This window comes from Carnobacterium sp. CP1 (genome assembly GCF_001483965.1).
In the GTDB taxonomy this organism is placed as follows: Bacteria; Bacillota; Bacilli; order Lactobacillales; family Carnobacteriaceae; genus Carnobacterium_A; species Carnobacterium_A antarcticum.
This window is the reverse complement of the sequence record NZ_CP010796.1, coordinates 1,915,738-1,936,693: the sequence shown is the minus strand read 5'-3', so window position 1 is coordinate 1,936,693 and position 20,956 is coordinate 1,915,738. Positions and strand designations below refer to the sequence as shown.

Genomic DNA, 20,956 nt, shown 5'->3' with positions numbered 1-20,956 from the left:
ATCACTCCCTTGAAAGATAAGGGAGTTTTTTTATAAAAAAGAACCTTGTTTTCTGGATATATTATTTTATGTGATTCATGTGTCGGGAATAATTTAATAGTTATAGCAATCATAGAATTAAAAGAGAATAAAGCTTATGATATAAGTACGTTATAACAAATAAATTCATACTGGAATGGGGATTTTTATGAAAAAAAAGAATGTACTTTTATTGACTATTTTAACAGGTATAGTTATTACGATAATTCTTATTTTTGGTCCATTCAAAAAAGATATATGGGAGATAAATGCTAGTAAATTAGAAGATTCAACTGATAATATCAGCGCTCCAACGGCTATTGATGACTTTTCAAAATGGACTCCCTTTGAATGGGACACTCTTTATAGCTTTGCACCATACACTAAAAAAGAAAATATATATAAAGTTGTTGGATATAAATGGGATAACATAAATGAATCTGGAAATGATAATATGAATCAAATTGTATTTGTTAAAGATGGAAAAGTCGTATGTTATCTCTATGGATATCCTAAAAATACTAATTCCAGCTATAATTTTGGCGAATATGAAGGTGAATATATAACCTTTAATTCACAACAAAAATTAGCCTTTGACGTTGAGATTGGTGCAGATGAAATTAGATATTTTAATTATATTAATAACTAGTTAAACTATATAACTATAACTTTTAAATAAATTCACCAATGATTAAACAAGATTTTCGATACATTATTTTAAGCAATCTCATGTATTAAAAAAAGAAATAAGTCCTCTAACACTAGAATAAAAGTGTTAAAGGACTTATTTGGTTGCAATTCGTAAACATAAAAAACGCTGTCTTTATTTGTAACTATCTTTTCTATGACCAATCTCTAACATCAAAATAGTTACCGTATCGTCGTTAATATCTGCTATTAAGCGATAGTCTCCAATTCTGTACCGCCATTCTCCTGAACGATTGGCTGCTAATCCTTTTCCATGCTGCCTAGAATCTGTACAGTTCACTAGATTTTTTTGAACCTATCCCATAATTAAGTGGGATTGATGTTTATCTGTTTTTTTAAATGCTTTTTGAGCTCCTTTTTCAAACTCTACTTGATAACCTGAGTTCATCTAATCAGATAGCTCCTTTAGCATGTCTTCGAAAGAAATTCTTTGAGGATTTTATTTATGCTTCGTCATAGCTTGATTATGTAACCCCAAATTAATTTCATCTTCATTTTTTTCTAGAACAGCATTTCTAAATAAAGCAGAGACAGAAATGTTATTAGCCTTAGCATATTCTTTTATTAATTTCTCTTCTTGAGTATCAATCCTTAGTGATATTACAGTCAGTAGAATCAACCCTAAATAGAAGCTGACTAAGGCTTTATCTTATTGTATTTTCGCTGCCATTTATAACCGTCCATTAATGGATTTAGAGTGCATTAGTAGAAAAAAATCGATTATATTTTTTTTAAAAAATATACTTTTTCACTTGAATCTTTCAGCAAAATAAATATAATAAATTTTGTAAGAAATTAAATCTTTAAGGAGTGAATAAAAATGGCAAATAATTTACGTAAAAAAGATGATTTTCCAACACTCACTGATTTCTTCCCATCTTTACTTGATGAAGATTTTTCTTTATTAGATAAGGTCCCTTCATCTCTTACAAGAAGCAACTTCAAAGCAGATGTTCACGAAACAGATCAAAAATATGAATTAAAAATTGATTTGCCTGGTTTTGATAAAGAAAATATCTCTATTGACTACCATCACGATGTTTTAACGATTCAGGCTAAAAGACAAGAAGAAAAAAGTAAAAAAAATGATGAAGGTCAATTTATTAAAAGAGAACGTTCATACGGTAGTATGGCTCGTCAATTCTATCTAACAAATGTAGATGAAGAAAAGGCTAAAGCAAACTATACCGATGGTGTATTAACTTTGATCATGCCAAAATTAAATAGTGAAAATACTACTAAAAAACAAATTAGTATCGAGTAAAAAAGAGAGCTTCTTCAATAAGTAAGCGTCTTTCACAAAAAGAATGCACTTTTGTATAGTATTGATACTTCTTAGCAGGAAAATGACAACTTTCTATCTTTAAATAAAGCATTAGATATACCTAATTCAATAAAGGAGAGATTATAATGGCTAACTATGAAAAAAGAAAAGAACACCTTTTGAATGATTTAACTACTATAATCGAGAAATTAGACGGTAATCTAGCTAAATTAGAGGATATAGATGCAAGTAATTATAGAAAACATAGTCTAAAAAAATGGTACGAGGAAAAAAAAGCGATTCATGAAATAAAAAAATTATTACACGACGTAAATAAATATGAAAAATATGATGAAAAAGAAATGGATAAATTTGAAAAAGAATTTGAAGAATATGACATTTGGTTATAAAAAAAATAAAGATATTCTTCCAAAAAGATGGCGATAGCTCATCCGAAAACAGATTCTAAAATAAGATAATACCATTGACAGTGAACAAAGCAATATCTATCAAATAAAAAAGACCTATTCGCAACTAACAGTTGCAAATAGGTCTTTTTTACAATTCAATATTGCAATACGTTATTCTATCTAATTTCATGCATTACAATTTGTTGAAAATCATCAGTCATTTTTTCTATTTCTATCTGACTGTTTTTCCTTAAGTGTATTGGATCAGTTTGTTTCTTTATTAAAAATAACCACCTCGCAGTCAAATACCTTTTCATCATGTGTAATCAGTTTACTATTTTCTACATCAAATACGTCACCGTAAAAATCCATTACCCATAAACATCTAAATTAACACTCATAGGTGTTTTAGTAGAGAGTTATCTCACTTCCTTAATTTAATGTTGTCGTTTATTAGTATTCTTCGTAATATAAATCTACTTTCGTATCATCGTCTGGATTGGGAAAAATATACAATAAATAATAATCTTTTCCATCAACGTCTATTTCACTTTCTTGATTTTTTCTACCTTCTTTATCTTGAGTTACTTTGTAGTAGTCGCTTCCATCCATAAAAGTATTTTCATCCAGATAAATTCTTTGGTCTTCTGGAACGATAGTGATTTCTTCACCCTCATTTGTAATGACAGTGCTATCTCCTTCACTTTGGCATCCAAAAAGGAATAAACTTGAACACAGTAACAGTGCAGAAATGCTTTTTGACGTAGAACCTGTAGCGCTCTATCCAAGGCAAGTATCCCACTGAAGTAGTTGCGATAGCTTCTCCTGATAATCAGAACTATTTTCAGCAAAAGTTTTTAAAAGGATGGGCATGTGCCAATCATGGAAGAAGCGAGTATTATTAATTCTTATTTGATTATAAATTAGTTGCACAACACTAGAAGAAAACGTTCTTCTACTAACCAATTTTAAATCAAATCTGTAGTTTATATCAATAACCATCGGTTTATCACCTCTGGTTAAGTACTAAGACTTCTTTTTTTCGAGAGTTCTAAGAATAGGAGAATTAATCGTATATCACATTTTCTCCTTGTTCACTTAACTTTCTTATAGATAAAAGCATATAATCTATTTCTTCATCAGAATGTCTTTCCCATGAACTTAATTCAGCTATTATTTTCAAAGGAGATTTAGACCTATAAGAACGTGTTGGATTTCCGGGAAATCTTTTGTCAGTTAAGTTGGGATCATTTTCAAAATCACCTAATGGTTCTACGATATAAATCCTCTCTTTCGATTTAGCTTTCGCTAATTCGGCACCCCATTTAGCAGCATCTAACGTTGCAGTAAAATAGATATAGTTAGATTTTTTATCTTGATAATTGGATGAGCGTAAAGGTTCAAGCATATCTCCGATTTCCAGTTTTGCTTTAGTACCATGAAAGAATGGACCAGGATCTAAGATATTTTTATTGTCGTTCATATAAATACACCCCTTATACTTTTTGATTTGCTTATATCAGTATAAGGGAAAGGATGGGTAAAAAAGTAGTCTATAAATAGCTATCAGATGATGTTATACTGTAAGTAGAGAGTAAGATATTAACGGTAATCAACCTGTCAGCAAAATTTTTGCGTAAACGAAAAAAAGTCGAATGAGTATAAAAAGCAGCAAACCTAATTTATTTAAGTTTGCTGCTTTTTTATATTCACATAATTATCCTAGAACATACTCCAAACTTCAGTCCGAGCGTCCATTTTGTTACACCTGTTGTAGCTTTAGCTACCTTAGAGATAAGGCATGCGTTATTAGAAGACTCGAGTCTAAACGCTTTTCGTCCCATTCTCCTTACTGGTTTATTATTTTTTTGGTTCTAAATCTTCGATGGAATCAATATCCATATAGGCTGGAACAACTAATCCATTTTTTGCTCCTATTAAGTTTTCACCCAAATCAACCATATTATCTTGGTGTTTTTCATAAAAAGAAGCATGTGTTGTTGGCAACCACGGTGCAAGGGATGCATCTGCTGACCCATTTGCAATCGCCTCAAACAAAACTGCAGGATCAACGTCTGTTACTGTCACGTCATAGCCTTGTTGTTCTAATACGGCTTCCGCAACAAGACCAGAAGATTTTTCTGTATCCCATGGTGTTGACACCAGTTTTATTTTTTCGCCATTCACTTTTTCAGTGCCTTCCAGCCACTCGTCCACTTTGTCTTGGTTCGCTTCTACCCAATTCGTCGCAGCCTCTTCAAAAGAAGTGTCTTGTGCCTCAAACATTACGGTTTCCATATCTTCTACTTCCCAATGGAAAGCATCAAGAATTTTATAGGCATCAGGCATTTCTTCCTCAAACCCTAGCCTTGCAATAGTATGAATACTCTCGATATCCCCCATGGTTCCTTTCGGGTCTTCTAGATATTTCAAATCGTATTCTGAGAACATCCAGTGCGGGGCCCACCCTGTTACAATAATAGGTTCTTCATTATCGATTGCTTGGTCCAGCAATGTCAGCATACCTCCAGTTGAACTTTCTTCAAGTTCCCAACCTTCCAGATTTTCATATTCCTCTAAAGTCTGATGTGCCATATTAGTTATTCCCGCTCCAGGTTCAATGCCTGTAATAGCGTAATCCACTTGTTCGCTTACACTTTCATTTGCCTCATTTTTTGTATCTTCACCATTTCCACACCCAACTAATAGTAATGCAGTAGATAATCCAAGAGCCATTCCAATAGATTTTGCGTTTATCATACTTTCCTCCATTTATGTTAAAAAGCATTCTCCTTTTTTATTCGACTAATTTCCAGTCCTTATCAACATAATCGTTAAAAGTACTGGCAAGAATACTTAGTTTATTTTTCGTTCATTATTTCTTCATCTCCGATAACCCTATGTACAATCTGCATTCCAATACTTTAGGAATCCGTTAACTTGTAAGTATTATAATCTTAAGACCTCCTTTTTTGAGAGTAGGTCATCGATTTTTATAGACCTTAAAAGCATAACATGAATGATTTTTAGATTCAAATCTACTACAAGAAGAGCTAGACAGCATGTGCTGAGCCTTAAAAGTGAGGTGTGAAATAGATTTAATTTCATATATTCATTTACCCTTACACATTCTTTTTCCTCCTCTCGTTTTTAGAGAAGTATAAAGGGAGTTGAATTAACCCAAATTGTTGTTATCGGAAAAAGAGATAAAAAATAGTTTATACGATTGCTGAAAAACGAATAAAACAATAAAAAAAAGATCTCAAGTACTCTTATTAGAGCATTTAAGATCTTCTTATGGTTTTATCCCTTTTGATATTGCTAAATGTAATGGTTCTATCATTTTGGGTGTTGGTAAGTGAAATGACTATGCTACAATCTTGAAATTTTTGGAGGAATAGTGGCTGCTTGTAGCCATGAAAAGGATTCAATGCGAATTACGAAGCGTTTACGCTTCGTTTGAGGCTTGAAAACCTGGAGACCCAAAGGGGCTCCAGGCGGTCCCATGGCTTTTCACAAGCAAACACGCAGGCAACTGCTGAAACTGCTTAAAAAGCACCGTTTGATTTTGATTCTTCGCTGATAATGCTGTACATTTCTTTGGTTTCTTCTTTTTTCGTTGATTCAACGATTTTTTCAATTTTTACTACTAAAGTCTTGTTGCCGAAATTGATGGTCAGCTCATCGCCGACTTTTACTTCTGATGAAGACTTAGCTGTCAAACCATTGATTTGAATACGGCCTTTATCTGCAACTTCTTTAGCGATCGTGCGTCGTTTGATAATGCGTGAAATTTTCAAAAATTTATCTAATCTCATTGTGAATCCCTCTTTTCTTCTGCTTTTATTTTTTGCCACAAGGCATCGACTTCTTCCACCGTTTCAGCTTTAATACCATCAAATACATGAGGGTGACGTCTGCGCAGCTTTTTATTAACAGTTTCCAATACTTCTTCCAGTGAAAAATAACCGGAACGTTCTCCAAAACTGGTATGGTAAAGCACTTGCATCAAAATATCGCCTAATTCTTCGACCATATTTTCGTTGTCTTCTTTTTCTACTGCTTCAATAAATTCAGCTGTTTCTTCTTGCAAATACGGCAACAGGCTTTCATGGGTTTGTTCTTTGATCCAAACATCTCCATCTTCACCTGTAATAGCATCCATATAATATTGCAAAGTTTGGAAAGACTTTGTTTGTTCATCTTGTGCTAACGGCGGAACGTATAGAGACGTTAAATTGTGCACGCCTTCCATCCGGTCCATTTCGAATAACGGTACCCATTCGACTTTTTCTGCTTGGCTTCCTGCTGCATGAACCAGTGCAACGAGGTGATCATCTGGGTATTTTTCCATTAACGTCAGTTTGACTTCACTGGCAATATACTCATTGAAGACTTGCATCACGATGATATGCTGTCCCAATTCTAATTCGTCTTGATTTAAATCCAGTGCATCCAAAAGTTGGAAACCTTCGACCGGATCGATTCGGACGGCTTGAAACAAATCATCCAGAAAACTCTTTCCGCCTTTGATCTCAACTTCTATTGCAGGTTCTTTTTCAAGCAGCAATTGGACCGATTTTTCAGCAACCATTGGGTGCCCTGGAACAGCATAAAGGATATCTTGTGTTTTAGCTGCTTCTATTAACTGCTGCACGATTTTTTCGTAAACTCCTTCGAACTGGGCATTTGCTTCATAAACTGCATCAAATGATTCGGATTCTAGCCCTTCTTGTTCGAGTATTTCAACGACTGGGTGTAATTTGGTCCGTAAAAAAATGGGTTGAGTCCCTTTCAATAATTGGTAAACCCCCATCGGCAATTGCGCCATATCTCCCGGTCCTAAACCAACTACCGTAATTTTCCCCATTTGCTTCGCCTACTTTCTTAATATCTTTTTCCCAAAAGGAAGCGATAACCATTCGCGAACGGTCAAAACATCCCACTTAAATAAACTATAAACAAACACGATGATTCCGACAGCGATCCCGATCAGTGCGACCAAAAAAGAATCGACGCGGTGCATACCGCTAAATAAGAAGCGGCTGATCCCTTGTGTAACCAACCAGACGGCTAAAGCCATCATGGCGCTGCTGTAAATCAAGTGCAATCCAAATTGGTCTTTCACTAAGCTTCTCTTTAAGGGACTAGGAGCTCCCAGTAAAATAACCGCTAAAATGACGGCTAAACTAGCATCTGTTGCTAAACTAGCACCTAATGTTCCAAATTCCTCAACAAACCAGCTGTTCAACACCCATTTTACCAGAATCCCTATAAACAGCGCCACCATTGTCAAATAATGCTGGTCACGGCTTTGAAGGATCGCATTGTAAGCCCCAATCAAAGAAGCCAAAAGAACGGCTCCGACGTAGACACACAATACCAGTACTCCAGAACGGTCGCCAAACAACAAATGGTTCAAGTAAGGCATCAGCACCACTAACCCAGTGGTTGCGGCCATCGCAAACGTCATCGTGATGCGAATCAGCGAATGTGCTGCTCGGAAAAATTCCACTTCCCGTTTTTGGACAAACGCTCGGCTCAATACCGGGACTAAACTAGCTGAAAAAGCTGTAGCCACGACCATTCCCAATTGAACTAACGGCTGGCCGCGATCGTAGATTCCTTTAGCATTTTTAGCTAATTCAGGCAATTCTCCAGCTTGAATCAACCCTTTGTACAAAGTGAATGAATCTACCAATTGCAATAAAATCAGCATTGCACTCAGCAAGCAAATAGCTAATCCTTCCGTCATAAACCGTTTTGCCAACGAACCGTAACCAATCGAGACGGATTGCTCTGAATTGATAGCTAGTTCGCTATCACTTTGTTTAGTTGTTCTAAAAAACGCGACTCCTAAAACGATACAAGCAGCTAACCCAGCAATCCAAGAACTGCTCATAGCCGCTGCACCCATCTGATAATCGTCCCATCCAATGCGGGTATACAGAAAAGCCGCAGTCAAAATAACAGCCACCCGCACAACTTGTTCGATGACTTGTGACACAGCAGTCGGCAGCATGCGAAAAGTACCTTGAAAATAACCGCGTCCCGTTGCCAATACGGGTACCAGCAAAAACAGCCACGCAACCGATTGAATGATCGGCGTTAGTTGCGCATCACCCATTTCTTGAGCAATCATTTTTGCGCCAAAGTAACTAAACGAAAACAAGCCAATTGAAACGATGCTCAGCAACAAAAAGGATTTTTTCATCACTTTTTTTTGCTGCTCGCTGCTTTTGGTTTCGGCAAAGACTTTGGACAAAAAAACGGGGAAACCATTTAAAGCAATCGTCATGCCGATGCCGTAAATAGGGTAAACTTGTTGATAAACATAAAACCCGGTATTGCCGACCATATTCTGAAACGGCACGCGGTATACAGCACTTAGTATTTTGGCAATCAAAGCTGCTAAAGACAGTAGTAAAGCGCCGTTCATCATTTTTTTCATTTGTTGATTGCTCACATAAAGCCTCCTAAATTCCACAGATAGGATTTTTCTCGTTGCCTTGTTTCCAGTCTAGGTGTTCAAGCATTAAGCAGCTGTTTTTTCTTTGCGGTAAAGCGTGATGGCTTTCACGAATTTTTGGATAGCGTTCAGCCATTGATACGTATATTCTTTTCCAATTTGCAAAGTGACCACATACTGTTCTTTTTTCACAGCCATATTAGCTTTCAAAGAGACTTCACTTAAGGCTCTAAAAATTTCTTCGGCCGGCAATGAGTTCGTGCCAGATACCGAAAAGGTTAAGTCGATGTGATCGTCCGTCCGTTTGATCGTTTCGACCAAGGCTTGTTCACTGTACATTTTAATTAATCCAATCGTCAGCAAATCGGCTACTTCATCAGCGTATTCGCCAAATCGATCAATGATTTCATCTTGCAAGAGAGTATACGTTTCTTCGTCGTGCAGCTCTCGAATGCGTTTATAGATTTCGATTTTTTGACGTTCGTCTTCAATGTAACTGCCTGGCAAATAAGCATCAATGCCTAAATCGATTTCTACTTGGGTTTTCTCTTCTTTATTTCCAAGTCCTCGTTTACGGGCAACAGCTTCACTTAACATTTCTGAATACAAATCGAACCCGACTGAATCAATGAAACCGTGTTGTTGTGAGCCTAATAGATTTCCCGCGCCGCGAATCGATAAGTCCCGCATCGCAATTTTGAATCCTGATCCCAATTCAGTGAAATCCTTGATGGCTTGCAGTCGTTTCTCGCTCACTTCGTTCAAAACTTTATCCGCTTGGTACAAGAAATAGGCATAGGCTACGCGGTTGCTTCGTCCTACACGCCCTCTCAATTGGTAAAGCTGCGATAAGCCCATATGGTCTGCATTCTCGACAAATAACGTATTGACGTTTGGTATGTCTACTCCGGTTTCTATAATCGTAGTGGTCACTAAAACATCGTATTCGCCTTCAATAAATTGGAAGAGGATATTTTCTAATTGGCCTTCTGACATTTGCCCATGCGCATAACCGATTCGAGCTTCCGGTACCAGCATTTGCAATTCTTCTACTTTTTTCTCAATGGTCGCGACACGATTGTACAAGTAAAAAGCTTGTCCGCCGCGTGCCATTTCGCGTTCGATCGCTTCTCGAATCGCTCCTAGATTTTGCTCCATCACGTAAGTCTGAACCGGGTAACGGTTAGCCGGCGGCGTTTCGATCACAGATAGATCCCGCACACCTAACATTGACATGTGCAGTGTTCTTGGGATCGGCGTCGCGGTCAGTGTCAGTACATCCACTTGAGCTTTCAGCTGTTTTAATTTTTCTTTGTGTTTCACGCCGAAACGCTGTTCTTCATCAACGATCAAGAGTCCCAGATCTTGGAATTCAATATCTTTCGATAAAACGCGGTGTGTTCCGATTACAATATCTACTTGGCCTTTTTTTAAGCCCGCAATCGTTTCTTCTTGTTGTTTCTTCGTTCGGAAACGGCTCAATAAACCAATTTCCACTGGAAAATCAGCAAACCGCTGAATCATGGTTTCATAATGCTGCTGTGCTAAAATCGTTGTCGGAACCAAGAATGCTGCTTGCTTGCCTTCTTGAACCGCTTTAAAAACCGCCCGCATGGCTACTTCTGTTTTACCATAACCCACATCACCGACTAATAAACGATCCATCGGTTTTTTGCCTTCCATATCGTGTTTGATTTCAGCTGTGCTGCGCAATTGGTCATCTGTTTCAGTATAAGGAAAAGCATTTTCGAATTCTTCTTGGTACTCACTATCCGGTGCATACGCATAACCCACTTCTGCTTCACGTGCTGCATATAATTCAATCAAATCATCGGCAATGTCTTCAATTTTACTGGCTACTTTTTTCTTCGTCTTCGCCCATTCTGTCCCGCCTAGTTTATTGATCTTAGGAGTCTTGGCTTCTGAAGAAACGTATTTTTGCAATAAGTTTAATTGCGTTACCGGAATAAATAATTTTGCATCGTCTTTATAAATGATGGACATATAGTCTTGGTGAACACCATTGATCGTTAAAGTTTCCATTCCCATGTATTTTCCGATTCCGTGATTGACATGCACGACGAAATCGCCTGGGTTTAATTCACTGTAGCTTTTCAAGCGTTCTGCATTGGATAATGTTTGTCGTCTGGCTATTTTTTTAGTGATTTTATTGAATAATTCTCTTTCAGTCAATACGACCAATTTGTCTTGAGGCAATTCAAAACCATTTTGGATAGAACCTTCCATAACCTGTACTTTTCCAATTTCTATACGGTTTGGTTTCACTACTTTGCTGACGATCTCAAAGTCTTTAAAAATCTGATTTACTTTATCGGCCCGCTCAGCGGTGGGTACCATCACGATAACCGTATTACTTTGTTTGATCCAACGTTCCATCTCCGTTTTCAATAAGGGCATCTGACCAAAAAACTGCTGCATATTGCGGTATTGAAATGGATGGATCTGTGAAAACCGGAGATTTCCCATTCCTTTTTGAAATAAAGAAAAATACAAAACATCTTGTTTTATCTCTTTCATTTTGGCACGGAAATCATTTGAAAAAGCTTGTTTTTGCAAAATACGGCGTTCTGCTAATTTTTCAGTCGCCCATTCTGCTTCTTCTTCGCTTAACCGTCTTTCGGTTTCCAAAATACGAGGGTATTCATCCAAGATCACGACGCTTTTTTTATGGATATAATCTAAAATACTCGTGCGTTCAGGGTAAACGAAATCAGTAAACATCGCTAGTTCATCTGTGGGCTCTCCTTTATCGAAAGCATCCACCACAGGCGTTAAATTTCTAGTGAAAATTTGTCGGTCTTCTGCATGCTGGATCAAACCCAAGTTGCGTTCTACCGCTTGAGAAAACTTTGGCGCCGCTGCTGTCAGCAAATCATGTGTATACAACGTATCGATAGCCGGTAAAATCGTAATCGCATCAATATTTCGAATCGAACGTTGGTTATCTGCATCAAAGTAACGCAAAGAATCAATTTCTGTATCAAATAAGTCGATTCGAACCGGGTGTTCTTCTGTTAAAGGATAAATATCGATGATTCCGCCCCGGATACTGAACTCTCCTGGGCTTCCAACTAATTGTTGGCGCACGTAACCCATATCCACTAGTTTTCGTGCTAAAGGAGTCGGATCCAATTCGCCGCCTGGCTTAACTTCAAAACGAGCAGCTTTCCAGATTTCTTTAGGCGGTAAAAGCTTCCTTACTCCAGCTAAAGGCACAATAACGATTCCTGGCTTGCCGGAAAGTAAAAAATTCAAGGCAGCTACCCGGTCTGTCCTTGCTTCAGGTGAAGCAATCGACATTTCGGCGTACAACATTTCTTCAACCGGAAACAAATGTAGTTTTTCTTCCTCTACAAGCCCAGAAAAGTCTTCCATTAATTGCTGGGCATGAAATAAATTGTGCGTTACCAAAACAATTGGCCGCTTCTTTTTTTCTAAAATAGTGCTGATAACTAAGGTTCTGGCTGATCCAGATAAACCAGTGACCAGCTGTGTATGCTGTTCCCCGATTTGGGCCAGCAGCTCTCCGACATCAGGCGATTCGGCTAGTATTTTTTTGATATCTCCCACTGTAAAGACTCCTCTGCTTAATGTATGTTGTTCATTTTATTTTTTAGATGGTAAAAGAAGCTCAGACATTCTCACTGGGCTTCCATATACGTTTATGCTATTTTTTGTTGTACTGATTCATTGTATCAAGAAAATTGTGGCCATTGACCCAATACTCTATCGCTGCCACGCTGTCTTTTATCGAGAACAGCACATCTTCTTGTTGTTCCTTTGGAAAACCACTCAATACATGGTTAACGACCGTTTGACTGGCATAAGGACGGTCGATTCCGATTCGAATACGATTAAAGTTTGCAGTTCCAAGGTGTTGGATCAAACTTTTAATGCCATTGTGGCCTCCTGCACTGCCTTTTTGACGCAACCGGATTTTACCGAGCGGCAAATCTAAATCATCGTAAATGACTACTAAATCCTCTAGTGCAACATTAAAGTAGTCCATCAACGGTCGAACCGCTCGTCCAGAGTCATTCATAAAGGTCTGAGGTTTGACCAATAGAACTTTTTCCGTTCCGATAAACGCTTCGGTATATACTGCTTCAAATTTGCTTTTATTAAATGCCAAATTTTGCTGCTTCGCATATTCATCCAAAGCCATAAAACCAATATTGTGTTTTGTGTTTGCGTATTTTGAACCTGGATTCCCTAAACCCACAATCATCTTCATCATTTACCTTCTCCATCTGTTTAATTAGTCATTTTTATTCGCTGTTTTACAGCCGATCCTTTTTGCAAATGTACGCAAAAAAGCGCTGCACGAAGTTTTTATCGTCCAGAAACAATTTAGTCTAGTATACCATATTTTAATTGTGAATAGGAACAAGACTGTTTGGCTTCGATGAACATTCACTACAGCTGTTTTTTTCTTTTTCAGCCCGCCATTAAAAATCGGCCAAAATAAGACTTCTATTGCCTCTTTCGCTTGTGAACTGGTATACTTGCTTTGTATGACAAAGTTTATTAAGGAGGAAATTTGATATGGTTAAATCTGAAATAAAAGATCATCAAAAAATCATTATTGTAGGTGATGGAGCGGTAGGTTCAAGTTACGCTTTTGCTCTGGTTACACAAAACATTGCTCAAGAACTTGGGATTATTGATATCGATACCGACAAAACAGAAGGCGACGCAATGGACCTTTCCCACGCACTAGCCTTTACTTCCCCTAAAAAAATTTATTCCGCCAGCTACAGCGACTGCCATGATGCAGATATCGTCGTTATTACAGCAGGCGCTGCTCAGAAACCTGGTGAAACCCGGTTAGATTTAGTTCAAAAAAACTTAAAAATATTTAAAACGATTATTGATCAAGTTATGGCCAGCGGCTTCGACGGTATTTTCTTAGTAGCGACCAACCCAGTCGATGTCTTGACGTATGCAACTTGGAAATTCTCTGGTTTGCCGAAAAGCCGTATCATCGGTTCAGGAACCTCTTTGGACAGTGCTCGTTTCCGTCAAGCTATTGCTAAACTAGTAGGGGTAGATGCACGAAATGTCCATGGCTATATTTTAGGAGAACACGGCGATACAGAATTTCCTGTTTGGTCTCATGCCAACATTGCCGGGCTGCAGATCTATGAATGGATCAAAGACAATCCGGGAGTTGACGAAGCCGCATTAGTCGATGTCTTCTTTAACGTTCGCGATGCCGCTTACGATATCATCGAGAAAAAAGGGGCAACGTTTTACGGGATCGCCGTTTCAATGACTCGAATCACCAAAGCCATTTTAAATGATGAAAACTCTGTTCTGCCTCTTTCAGTCTATTTAGATGGCGAATACGGACAGGAAGACATCTTTATCGGAGCACCGGCGATCGTAAACCGCCAAGGCATTCAACAAGTCATCGAAATTCCGTTAAACGATGCCGAAAAAGAAAAAATGAACCATTCAGCTGATACGCTGCGTAAGATTACTCAAGACGCTATGAAAAAGTTAGACGAAGAAACAAATTAATTGAATGACAAACCCTCCCAATCAAGGTAGTTTCATCCTTGGTTGAGAGGGTTTTATTATTCTTCTTCGCAGCACAATTGCACGATGGTTTCAGCATAAATATCTATTGCTTGAAACAATTCAGCTAAAACGATGCCTTCGTTAGCCTGATGAGCCAAACTTTTGGTATTAGGAAAATGGGCGCCAAAAGCAACCATATTTTTCATAGTTCGGGCATAAGTAGCTCCACCTGAAGTGAGCGGCTGGGCTTTATCTCCTGTTTTATTTTGATAGATCGCCATCAGCGTTTGAACGAGGTCACTTTCTTTCGGAACATATAAAGCCGGTACATGGTCAAATTCTTCATACGTCAACCCGTAAGCCGCAGCGGTTTTTTCAAGAATAGCTGCTAAATCTGCTGCTGGGTAACTGACCGGGATACGTAAATCCAATTCTATTTCCGACTTTGTTTCATCTACTTTGATCGTAGCCACATTAAAGGTCAGCTCTCCCGTCATCTCATCTTTCACTTCGCCAAAGATCCTGAAACCATTCGTTTCTGTACCAACTTTTTCGGCTAAAAATTGCAGGATTGAATGCGGATGCACTTGGACCAAACCTGTTGCTAATTGATTGATTGCATTTATTCCTTGTCCAGCAGCACTCGCGTGAACAGCTTTGCCGCTCACTGTAACTGTCTGATTTGCAAGTGTCTGGCTGATGCCCAATTCAACTAATTTTTGACTTACTTGTTGAGCATCTTGACCTTGGTACTGTGCATTGCCTGGCACGACATTAAAAGCATCGCCGCAATCCAGTGCAAAAACAGAGCTTCCCGGTCCTACCAGCTTAGCTTGCAACAGACCTTTTTCAGCATATGTTACCGGGAATGCACTATCTGGTACAAATCCTTTTGTCGGCTGTTCTTCTTTTAAATTGTAGTGCGCCATGCACCGCCATAATGTTTCTTCATCTGTTCCAAAAACAAACCGGATGCGTTTATTAAAAGTAAATCCAGCATCCACGACCGCTTTAAAGGCATACAAAGCAGCGATCGTCGGTCCCTTATCGTCTTGGCTGCCGCGTCCGTACATAACGCCGTCTTTCACGACTGCTTGAAAAGGATCTGTTTCCCACAGAGCTAAATCGCCGGCCGGAACGACATCCAAATGACATAAAATAGCAATCAACTCTTCCCCTTCTCCATAGTCAGCATAACCATAGAAACCTGCTGGATCATGATAAGTAGTCATTCCCAAGGCTTCACAAATGACTAATGCTTCTGTCAAACAGTCTTCGATCGCTTTCCCAAATGGCGGGAAGCTGGTTCCATCAGCGGTATTCACAGAGGGAATATCGATCAAGCGTTTTAATGCAGCTAAACTTTCTTTTTGATGCTTTTCCGTTACCCAAGTTTCCATATAAATAAACAGTCCCCTTTTTGGTTTTTAATTTTTCTATTCTTCAATTGATACATATTTTAAGTTTACACTGTTGATTTGACTCATATGGTAATTTTTAACAGAACTTCTTAACAACATAGCTTGTGCCTGCTGATAAAGCGGGATGATCCCTGCATCTTCTAACAGGATTTTTTCAGCAGCTAAATCATTGGCCCATTTTTCAGCTGGATCTCCGCTGTCTTCTCCCATTGAGGCTTCAACTAAAGCATCATAATCTTCATTAGAATATTTTCCGCCGTTAAAGACAGAACCGGATAAGAACAAACTTAAAAAATTATTGGTATCGTTCGTATCTGCACCCCAACCAGACAACAACAAATCAAAATCGCCATTATCGCCTAGTTCGATGCGGTTTTTGAAAGGAACACTTTTAATCGTAATTTTTACACCTGCCAGATTTTCTTCAATCGTATTTTGTAAATATTGGCTCACTTTTTTTGTAACTTCATCATCATCCGCTACTAATTGCAATTCGACTGTTGAGACCCCTAATTCTTGCTGGGCCGTTTCCCATAGCTGAGCCGCTGTTTCCGGATTATAATCTAAATAAGAACCAGCTGTTTCTCTGAAATCTTCACCGGTTTGAGGGTCTTCGACTAATCCGCTAGTCACTAGTCCTCCAATGGGTTTAGATCCGTTAGCAATGATGCTTTCGGTTAGTTCTTCACGTGAAATAGCTGAAGCAAGTGCTTCTCTTAAGCTTTTATTTTTTAAGGCTGGGTTGTTAACATGATCCAGTTCTAAGTAAACCGATTTGGCCGTTAACGGGGCCATAAATTCAGGATCTTGGTTGTATTGTTGGGCAAATTCTCCAGTTAAAGTAACCAGATCGATTTGGCCGTTATTGTATAGATTCAATCCTGTCGACGTTTCTTTGATCACTTGGTTGGTCACAGTGGTTAACGCTACGTTTTCTTGATCCCAATACTGATTATTTTTTTCGTAGGTCCAAGATAAACCTGTACCATCCCAATCTTTTAAGACAAACGGCCCATTATAAAGAGCAGAATCGCTGCTCGTCCCAAACCCAGAACCTTCAGCAGTAACAAAAGTTTCTTTCTGAGGAGAGAAAGTTGGTTTAGTAATTAATTTCAAGAAATTTTCTACTGGCTTTTCTAATGTGATTTCAAGTTCTGAATCGCTTAACGCTTCGATCCCTAAACTATCGACTTCTGCTTCGCCAGCTAAGATTGTTGAAGCGTTTTTAATATCTGTCATCACAAAAGAATAATTGGCTGCAGTAGCCGGGTCAACGATACGTTTCCAGCCAAATTCAAAATCATGAGCCGTTAATTCGCTTCCATCTGACCATTTTAACTCTGGTTTTAAAGTAAAGGTATATGTTAATTGGTCTTCACTGATCTTCGGCTCCCCTTCAGCCAAAGCCGGAATCGGATTTTCTTGTGTATCTAAGCGGTACAAGCCTTCCATCACTTGATTCAAAGCCGTAAAACTAATCGTATCTTGTGATAAAGCCGGGTCGATCGTAGGCAATTCAGACTTAACACTCAAGTGCAGCGTCTGCTCCGAGTTTGTCTCACCAGCTCCGCTGACGCTATCTTCTCCATTTGCTTCTCCTGCTGTACATCCCCCTAAAATAAACAACGCTGCGGCAAAAAAAGTTGCTTTTTTCATTGTTCTTCCTCCCTATTCTTTTTAGTCGTATCCCCATACTTCTATCAGTCGTTTAAATCTTTTCACTATCATACACTATTTATTATAAATATACAATATTAACCCGCTTTTTTGTTATTTAAATGAAATATATACAAATATACTGTATATTACAGAGTATCGTCGCTTTTTATTCAACAAAAAAAGTTGGAACCAAAGCATTTTCTCGCTTTGGTCCCAACTTCCGCTCGTTTCTTCAATTTCTACAAAGGCACAATGATATCGTCTTCAGAATCTTCAATCGGAGAATCAGCTTTTATCTCAATAATGAGTTTGTGCGGCAAACAAATACTTGTTTCTCCTGGTTTGCTGATCCAACCTGTTTTTACTGCAATTTGATCCGAACTATTGTCTTCTTTATTTCGAATCTTTTTTCCGTCTACTTCAATGATGTTGTATTGCCCCTCTGCCGGATGAAACGTAAATTGTTCATGCGGTGTCTCTTCTGATAGTCGCACTCGCTTTACTTCTTCGCCATCAATAGAGATGACCGCAACGACTTCACTTGTTTCATCGATCGAACGCGTTTGTCTTCCAAAAATATAATGCGGAATAAACGAACCGATCATTAACAGTACGACGATGACGACATCTAGCGGACGAACGAGCTTGGCATATTTTTTAAAATTAGTCATATTGATTGGCTCCGTTCATTCTAAAGCTCTTCAGCTAAACGATTGCTTTGGCTGATTTGAACAAGCAACTGATATTTCCCAATAAGTAAAGACACCTTCGCTTTACTCTAAACAAAAAACGCGATCAGAAGCTGTTTAACCTCTCATCACGTTTTTTAAAATTACGGTAAACTTTAGCGTGTTTCTTTAAATTTTCTTTCAAAAAGTGGGCTGACAGATTTATTTTCATGAATCCGCGTCACAGCATCGGCCAATAATGCACTGACACTAATTTCAACGATTTTATCAATTTTCTTCTCTTCAGGGAGATAAATAGAGTCTGTAACCACCAATTGTTTGATTGCAGAATTTTGAATGCGTTCAATCGCTGGGCCAGATAAAACAGGATGTGTGCAACAAGCATAAACTTCCGTTGCGCCAGCTTCTTGCAATGCTTTAGCAGCTAACGTGATCGTTCCAGCGGTATCAATCATGTCATCGATCAAAATACATTTTTTACCTTCAACTGAACCAATAATATTCATGACTTCCGCAACGTTTGCTTTTGGACGACGTTTGTCGATAATAGCAATCGGCGCTTTTAAGAATTCCGCTAATTTACGCGCACGTGTTACTCCACCATGATCTGGTGAAACAACCACGACATCTTCTTCTGCAAGTCCGCAATTTAAGAAGTAGTTCGCCAAAAGAGAAGCACCTAATAAGTGATCTACTGGCATATCGAAAAACCCTTGAATTTGAGAAGCATGTAAATCTAATGTCAAAATACGGTCTGCACCTGCAGCTGTTATCATATTCGCAACTAATTTTGCAGTGATCGGTTCTCTAGAACGGGCTTTCCTGTCTTGTCTAGCATAGCCGTAATAAGGAATCACTAGATTGACTGTTTTAGCACTTGCTCGTTTTAAAGCATCGATCATAATCAACATTTCCATCAAATTGTCGTTTACTGGACTAGAAGTTGACTGAATAATATAAACATGGTCTCCCCGAATACTTTCTTCAATATTGATTCGAATTTCTCCATCGCTGAACTGATCCACTGAGAGTTTTCCTAATTCTACTCCTACCTCTTTAGCAATTTTCTCCGCTAAGGGTCTGTTTGAGTTTAACGCAAAAATCTTTAACTTTGGATCAAAATAATGTTCTGACATAGTGACCTCCACTTTCTTTATTTGCAAAAAGTTCTTTTATCTCACTTTAATACTATTCATTTTCCCTGAAGAAATCAAGTAAATTCTAGCTTTGCTTTGAATTATCAATCGTTTTCTAATGTGGCAATTGATTGAAATAATTCAACTTGTTTTCTTGACGAGCTCTGGCAATCGCCAATGCTTCCGTAGGGACATCTTTAGTGATAGTTGACCCAGCAGCGATGTAAACATTTTCTTCAACGTTGACCGGTGCGACTAAATTAACGTTGCATCCGATAAAAACGTTGTCTCCAACTGTCGTACGGTGCTTATTTTTGCCGTCGTAATTAACAAAAACTGTTCCACAGCCAATGTTAATGTTCTTTCCTAAATCGGCATCGCCAACGTAAGTTAAATGACCAACTTTTGTACCGGCACCGATTACGGCATTTTTCACTTCAACAAAGTTGCCGATGTGAACCGATTCACCGACTTGGCTGTGTGGGCGCAAATGGCTGTTAGGCCCAATGTTGCTGTCTTGCTCCATAACCGAATCTTTGATGTTTGAGCTTGTAACCCGCACGCGATCGCCAATGGTACTGTTTAAAACTTCAGAGTTTGCTCCAATAAAGCAATCTTCTCCAATGACAGTGTGTCCTTTTAAAGAGACATTTGCTTCAACTACCGTATCAGCGCCAATCGTCACATCGCTATCAATGTACGTTGTAGCTGGATCAATCAGCGTCACACCATTTTGCATATGGCGTTGATTGATTCGGGTCCGCATCAAACGAGTAGCTTCAGCTAAAGCTATCCGATCATTCACTCCCATACCTTCTGCTTCATGTACCATTTTATAGGCATCTACCACTTCATTTTGGCTTTTTAGGATCTCAATAACATCTGGCAAGTAATATTCTCCTTGAACATTTTCATTGCCGACTAGAGACAATGCTTCAAACAATAAACGATTATCAAAACAATACGTTCCAGTATTGATTTCTTGAACCAGCTGTTCTTGTGCGTCTGCATCTTTTTGTTCCACTATTTTCTCAACAAAACCTTGCTCATTGCGGATAACCCGGCCGTAACCTGTAGGATCTTCGGCATGAGCAGTTAAGATGGTAGCTTTCGCACCTTGTTTTTGATGGTAATCGAACAAGTTCGTTAATGTTTCAGAGGTCAACAAAGGAGTATCGCCGCAAATGACTAATGTGATTCCTTCTTTTCCCTTTAACTGTGCTTCAGCTTGAATGACAGCATGGCCAGTTCCCAATTGTTCTTCTTGTAAAGCATATTCAGAACGGTCGCCTAAGTATTCTCTTACTTTTTCAGCGCCAAAACCAACGACCGTCACAATTTTGTCGGTACCTGCAGCTTCTACTTGTTCAATCACATGTCCAACCATGGGTTTGCCTGCAATTGGGTGTAAGACTTTGTATAGTTTTGATTTCATTCGTGAACCCTGTCCTGCTGCTAACACCACTGCATATCTTTGTGTCATCTTAGCGACTCCTTCTTTTTCACTTTTTTATTTTTAACGTTTAATGGGTATTCTTTTATTTTTTAGGTTTTAGCTAACAACCTCTCGCTTTTTGGCTTTAGCTCTTCAATGATAGCCTAAAAACTCAGTATTTTCAAGGTTAATCCCGTTACTTT

General features: G+C 38.4%; 18 protein-coding genes and 1 pseudogene. 4 read left to right on the top strand and 15 right to left on the bottom strand.

Annotated features, from left to right (window positions below; translation table 11 throughout):
• Positions 1-187: 187 nt before the first annotated feature.
• Positions 188-667 carry a hypothetical protein gene (locus NY10_RS09100; RefSeq protein ID WP_058919675.1) on the top strand — a complete coding sequence of 160 codons (480 nt, stop codon included), beginning with the start codon at positions 188-190 and terminating at the stop codon, positions 665-667.
• A gap of 174 nt (positions 668-841) precedes the next feature.
• Here the strand turns inward: NY10_RS09100 and NY10_RS09095 are convergent.
• Both NY10_RS09095 and relB read right to left on the bottom strand, forming a co-directional pair.
• Positions 842-1,114, bottom strand: a pseudogene (locus NY10_RS09095) (type II toxin-antitoxin system RelE family toxin).
• A 51-nt stretch (positions 1,115-1,165) separates the two neighbouring features.
• Positions 1,166-1,345: a type II toxin-antitoxin system RelB family antitoxin gene (gene relB / locus NY10_RS12820; protein ID WP_231726727.1), complete on the bottom strand. Its 180-nt coding sequence runs from the start codon at positions 1,343-1,345 to the stop codon at positions 1,166-1,168.
• A gap of 201 nt (positions 1,346-1,546) precedes the next feature.
• Between relB and NY10_RS09090 the strand changes: the two genes are divergently transcribed.
• Both NY10_RS09090 and NY10_RS09085 read left to right on the top strand, forming a co-directional pair.
• On the top strand, positions 1,547-1,990 hold the full coding sequence (locus tag NY10_RS09090) for an Hsp20/alpha crystallin family protein (protein WP_058919674.1): 444 nt from the start codon (positions 1,547-1,549) through the stop codon (positions 1,988-1,990).
• Between the two features lie 146 nt (positions 1,991-2,136).
• Complete coding sequence (locus tag NY10_RS09085; protein ID WP_058919673.1) at positions 2,137-2,400, top strand: hypothetical protein; 264 nt, start codon at positions 2,137-2,139, stop codon at positions 2,398-2,400.
• A gap of 453 nt (positions 2,401-2,853) precedes the next feature.
• Here NY10_RS09085 and NY10_RS12615 read toward each other — a convergent pair whose 3' ends face one another.
• The 8 genes from NY10_RS12615 to pth form a co-directional block, all read right to left on the bottom strand.
• Complete coding sequence (locus tag NY10_RS12615; RefSeq protein WP_156413286.1) at positions 2,854-3,012, bottom strand: hypothetical protein; 159 nt, start codon at positions 3,010-3,012, stop codon at positions 2,854-2,856.
• 454 nt (positions 3,013-3,466) lie between these two features.
• Positions 3,467-3,883, bottom strand: coding sequence for an NAD(+)--rifampin ADP-ribosyltransferase (gene arr / locus NY10_RS09075; RefSeq protein ID WP_058919671.1), 417 nt, complete (start codon positions 3,881-3,883; stop codon positions 3,467-3,469).
• A 377-nt stretch (positions 3,884-4,260) separates the two neighbouring features.
• The gene (locus tag NY10_RS09070) at positions 4,261-5,160 is read right to left on the bottom strand and encodes a glycine betaine ABC transporter substrate-binding protein (protein WP_058919670.1); all 900 of its coding nucleotides are present in this window, start codon (positions 5,158-5,160) and stop codon (positions 4,261-4,263) included.
• A gap of 788 nt (positions 5,161-5,948) precedes the next feature.
• Positions 5,949-6,218, bottom strand: coding sequence for an RNA-binding S4 domain-containing protein (locus tag NY10_RS09065; RefSeq protein WP_058919669.1), 270 nt, complete (start codon positions 6,216-6,218; stop codon positions 5,949-5,951).
• On the bottom strand, positions 6,215-7,270 hold the full coding sequence (locus NY10_RS09060) for a MazG nucleotide pyrophosphohydrolase domain-containing protein (RefSeq protein WP_058919668.1): 1,056 nt from the start codon (positions 7,268-7,270) through the stop codon (positions 6,215-6,217). Before NY10_RS09060 ends, NY10_RS09065 begins: the two co-directional genes overlap by 4 nt.
• Positions 7,271-7,279: 9 nt before the next feature.
• Complete coding sequence (locus NY10_RS09055; protein ID WP_058919667.1) at positions 7,280-8,866, bottom strand: putative polysaccharide biosynthesis protein; 1,587 nt, start codon at positions 8,864-8,866, stop codon at positions 7,280-7,282.
• Positions 8,867-8,935: 69 nt separating this feature from the next.
• On the bottom strand, positions 8,936-12,460 hold the full coding sequence (gene mfd, locus NY10_RS09050; RefSeq protein ID WP_058919666.1) for a transcription-repair coupling factor: 3,525 nt from the start codon (positions 12,458-12,460) through the stop codon (positions 8,936-8,938).
• Positions 12,461-12,557: 97 nt separating this feature from the next.
• Positions 12,558-13,124: an aminoacyl-tRNA hydrolase gene (pth, locus tag NY10_RS09045; RefSeq protein WP_058920300.1), complete on the bottom strand. Its 567-nt coding sequence runs from the start codon at positions 13,122-13,124 to the stop codon at positions 12,558-12,560.
• Positions 13,125-13,435: 311 nt separating this feature from the next.
• On the opposite strand from pth, the gene NY10_RS09040 reads away from it, so the two are divergent.
• Complete coding sequence (locus NY10_RS09040; protein ID WP_058919665.1) at positions 13,436-14,413, top strand: L-lactate dehydrogenase; 978 nt, start codon at positions 13,436-13,438, stop codon at positions 14,411-14,413.
• A gap of 56 nt (positions 14,414-14,469) precedes the next feature.
• Here NY10_RS09040 and NY10_RS09035 read toward each other — a convergent pair whose 3' ends face one another.
• From NY10_RS09035 to glmU, 5 genes are all read right to left on the bottom strand, one after another.
• Positions 14,470-15,813 (bottom strand): M20 family metallopeptidase, encoded by a 1,344-nt coding sequence (locus NY10_RS09035; RefSeq protein WP_058919664.1) that lies wholly within the window; start codon positions 15,811-15,813, stop codon positions 14,470-14,472.
• A gap of 36 nt (positions 15,814-15,849) precedes the next feature.
• The gene (locus tag NY10_RS09030; RefSeq protein WP_058919663.1) at positions 15,850-17,490 is read right to left on the bottom strand and encodes a peptide ABC transporter substrate-binding protein; all 1,641 of its coding nucleotides are present in this window, start codon (positions 17,488-17,490) and stop codon (positions 15,850-15,852) included.
• A 242-nt stretch (positions 17,491-17,732) separates the two neighbouring features.
• Entirely contained in the window at positions 17,733-18,164 is a 432-nt protein-coding gene (locus NY10_RS09025; protein ID WP_058919662.1) for a NusG domain II-containing protein, read from the bottom strand.
• A gap of 173 nt (positions 18,165-18,337) precedes the next feature.
• The gene (locus NY10_RS09020; protein ID WP_058919661.1) at positions 18,338-19,318 is read right to left on the bottom strand and encodes a ribose-phosphate diphosphokinase; all 981 of its coding nucleotides are present in this window, start codon (positions 19,316-19,318) and stop codon (positions 18,338-18,340) included.
• Between the two features lie 115 nt (positions 19,319-19,433).
• On the bottom strand, positions 19,434-20,801 hold the full coding sequence (gene glmU, locus NY10_RS09015; protein ID WP_058919660.1) for a bifunctional UDP-N-acetylglucosamine diphosphorylase/glucosamine-1-phosphate N-acetyltransferase GlmU: 1,368 nt from the start codon (positions 20,799-20,801) through the stop codon (positions 19,434-19,436).
• Positions 20,802-20,956 lie beyond the last annotated feature (155 nt).

What these genes read in the sequence shown, in the direction of transcription:
- NY10_RS09100 (WP_058919675.1), top strand. Translation starts at nt 188, where the DNA reads ATGAAAAAAAAGAATGTACTTTTATTGACTATTTTAACAGGTATAGTT.
- NY10_RS09090 (WP_058919674.1), top strand. Translation starts at nt 1,547, where the DNA reads ATGGCAAATAATTTACGTAAAAAAGATGATTTTCCAACACTCACTGAT.
- NY10_RS09085 (WP_058919673.1), top strand. Translation starts at nt 2,137, where the DNA reads ATGGCTAACTATGAAAAAAGAAAAGAACACCTTTTGAATGATTTAACT.
- NY10_RS12615 (WP_156413286.1), bottom strand. Translation starts at nt 3,012, where the DNA reads ATGGATGGAAGCGACTACTACAAAGTAACTCAAGATAAAGAAGGTAGA.
- arr (WP_058919671.1), bottom strand. Translation starts at nt 3,883, where the DNA reads ATGAACGACAATAAAAATATCTTAGATCCTGGTCCATTCTTTCATGGT.
- NY10_RS09070 (WP_058919670.1), bottom strand. Translation starts at nt 5,160, where the DNA reads ATGATAAACGCAAAATCTATTGGAATGGCTCTTGGATTATCTACTGCA.
- NY10_RS09065 (WP_058919669.1), bottom strand. Translation starts at nt 6,218, where the DNA reads ATGAGATTAGATAAATTTTTGAAAATTTCACGCATTATCAAACGACGC.
- NY10_RS09060 (WP_058919668.1), bottom strand. Translation starts at nt 7,270, where the DNA reads ATGGGGAAAATTACGGTAGTTGGTTTAGGACCGGGAGATATGGCGCAA.
- pth (WP_058920300.1), bottom strand. Translation starts at nt 13,124, where the DNA reads ATGAAGATGATTGTGGGTTTAGGGAATCCAGGTTCAAAATACGCAAAC.
- NY10_RS09040 (WP_058919665.1), top strand. Translation starts at nt 13,436, where the DNA reads ATGGTTAAATCTGAAATAAAAGATCATCAAAAAATCATTATTGTAGGT.
- NY10_RS09035 (WP_058919664.1), bottom strand. Translation starts at nt 15,813, where the DNA reads ATGGAAACTTGGGTAACGGAAAAGCATCAAAAAGAAAGTTTAGCTGCA.
- NY10_RS09030 (WP_058919663.1), bottom strand. Translation starts at nt 17,490, where the DNA reads ATGAAAAAAGCAACTTTTTTTGCCGCAGCGTTGTTTATTTTAGGGGGA.
- NY10_RS09025 (WP_058919662.1), bottom strand. Translation starts at nt 18,164, where the DNA reads ATGACTAATTTTAAAAAATATGCCAAGCTCGTTCGTCCGCTAGATGTC.
- NY10_RS09020 (WP_058919661.1), bottom strand. Translation starts at nt 19,318, where the DNA reads ATGTCAGAACATTATTTTGATCCAAAGTTAAAGATTTTTGCGTTAAAC.
- glmU (WP_058919660.1), bottom strand. Translation starts at nt 20,801, where the DNA reads ATGACACAAAGATATGCAGTGGTGTTAGCAGCAGGACAGGGTTCACGA.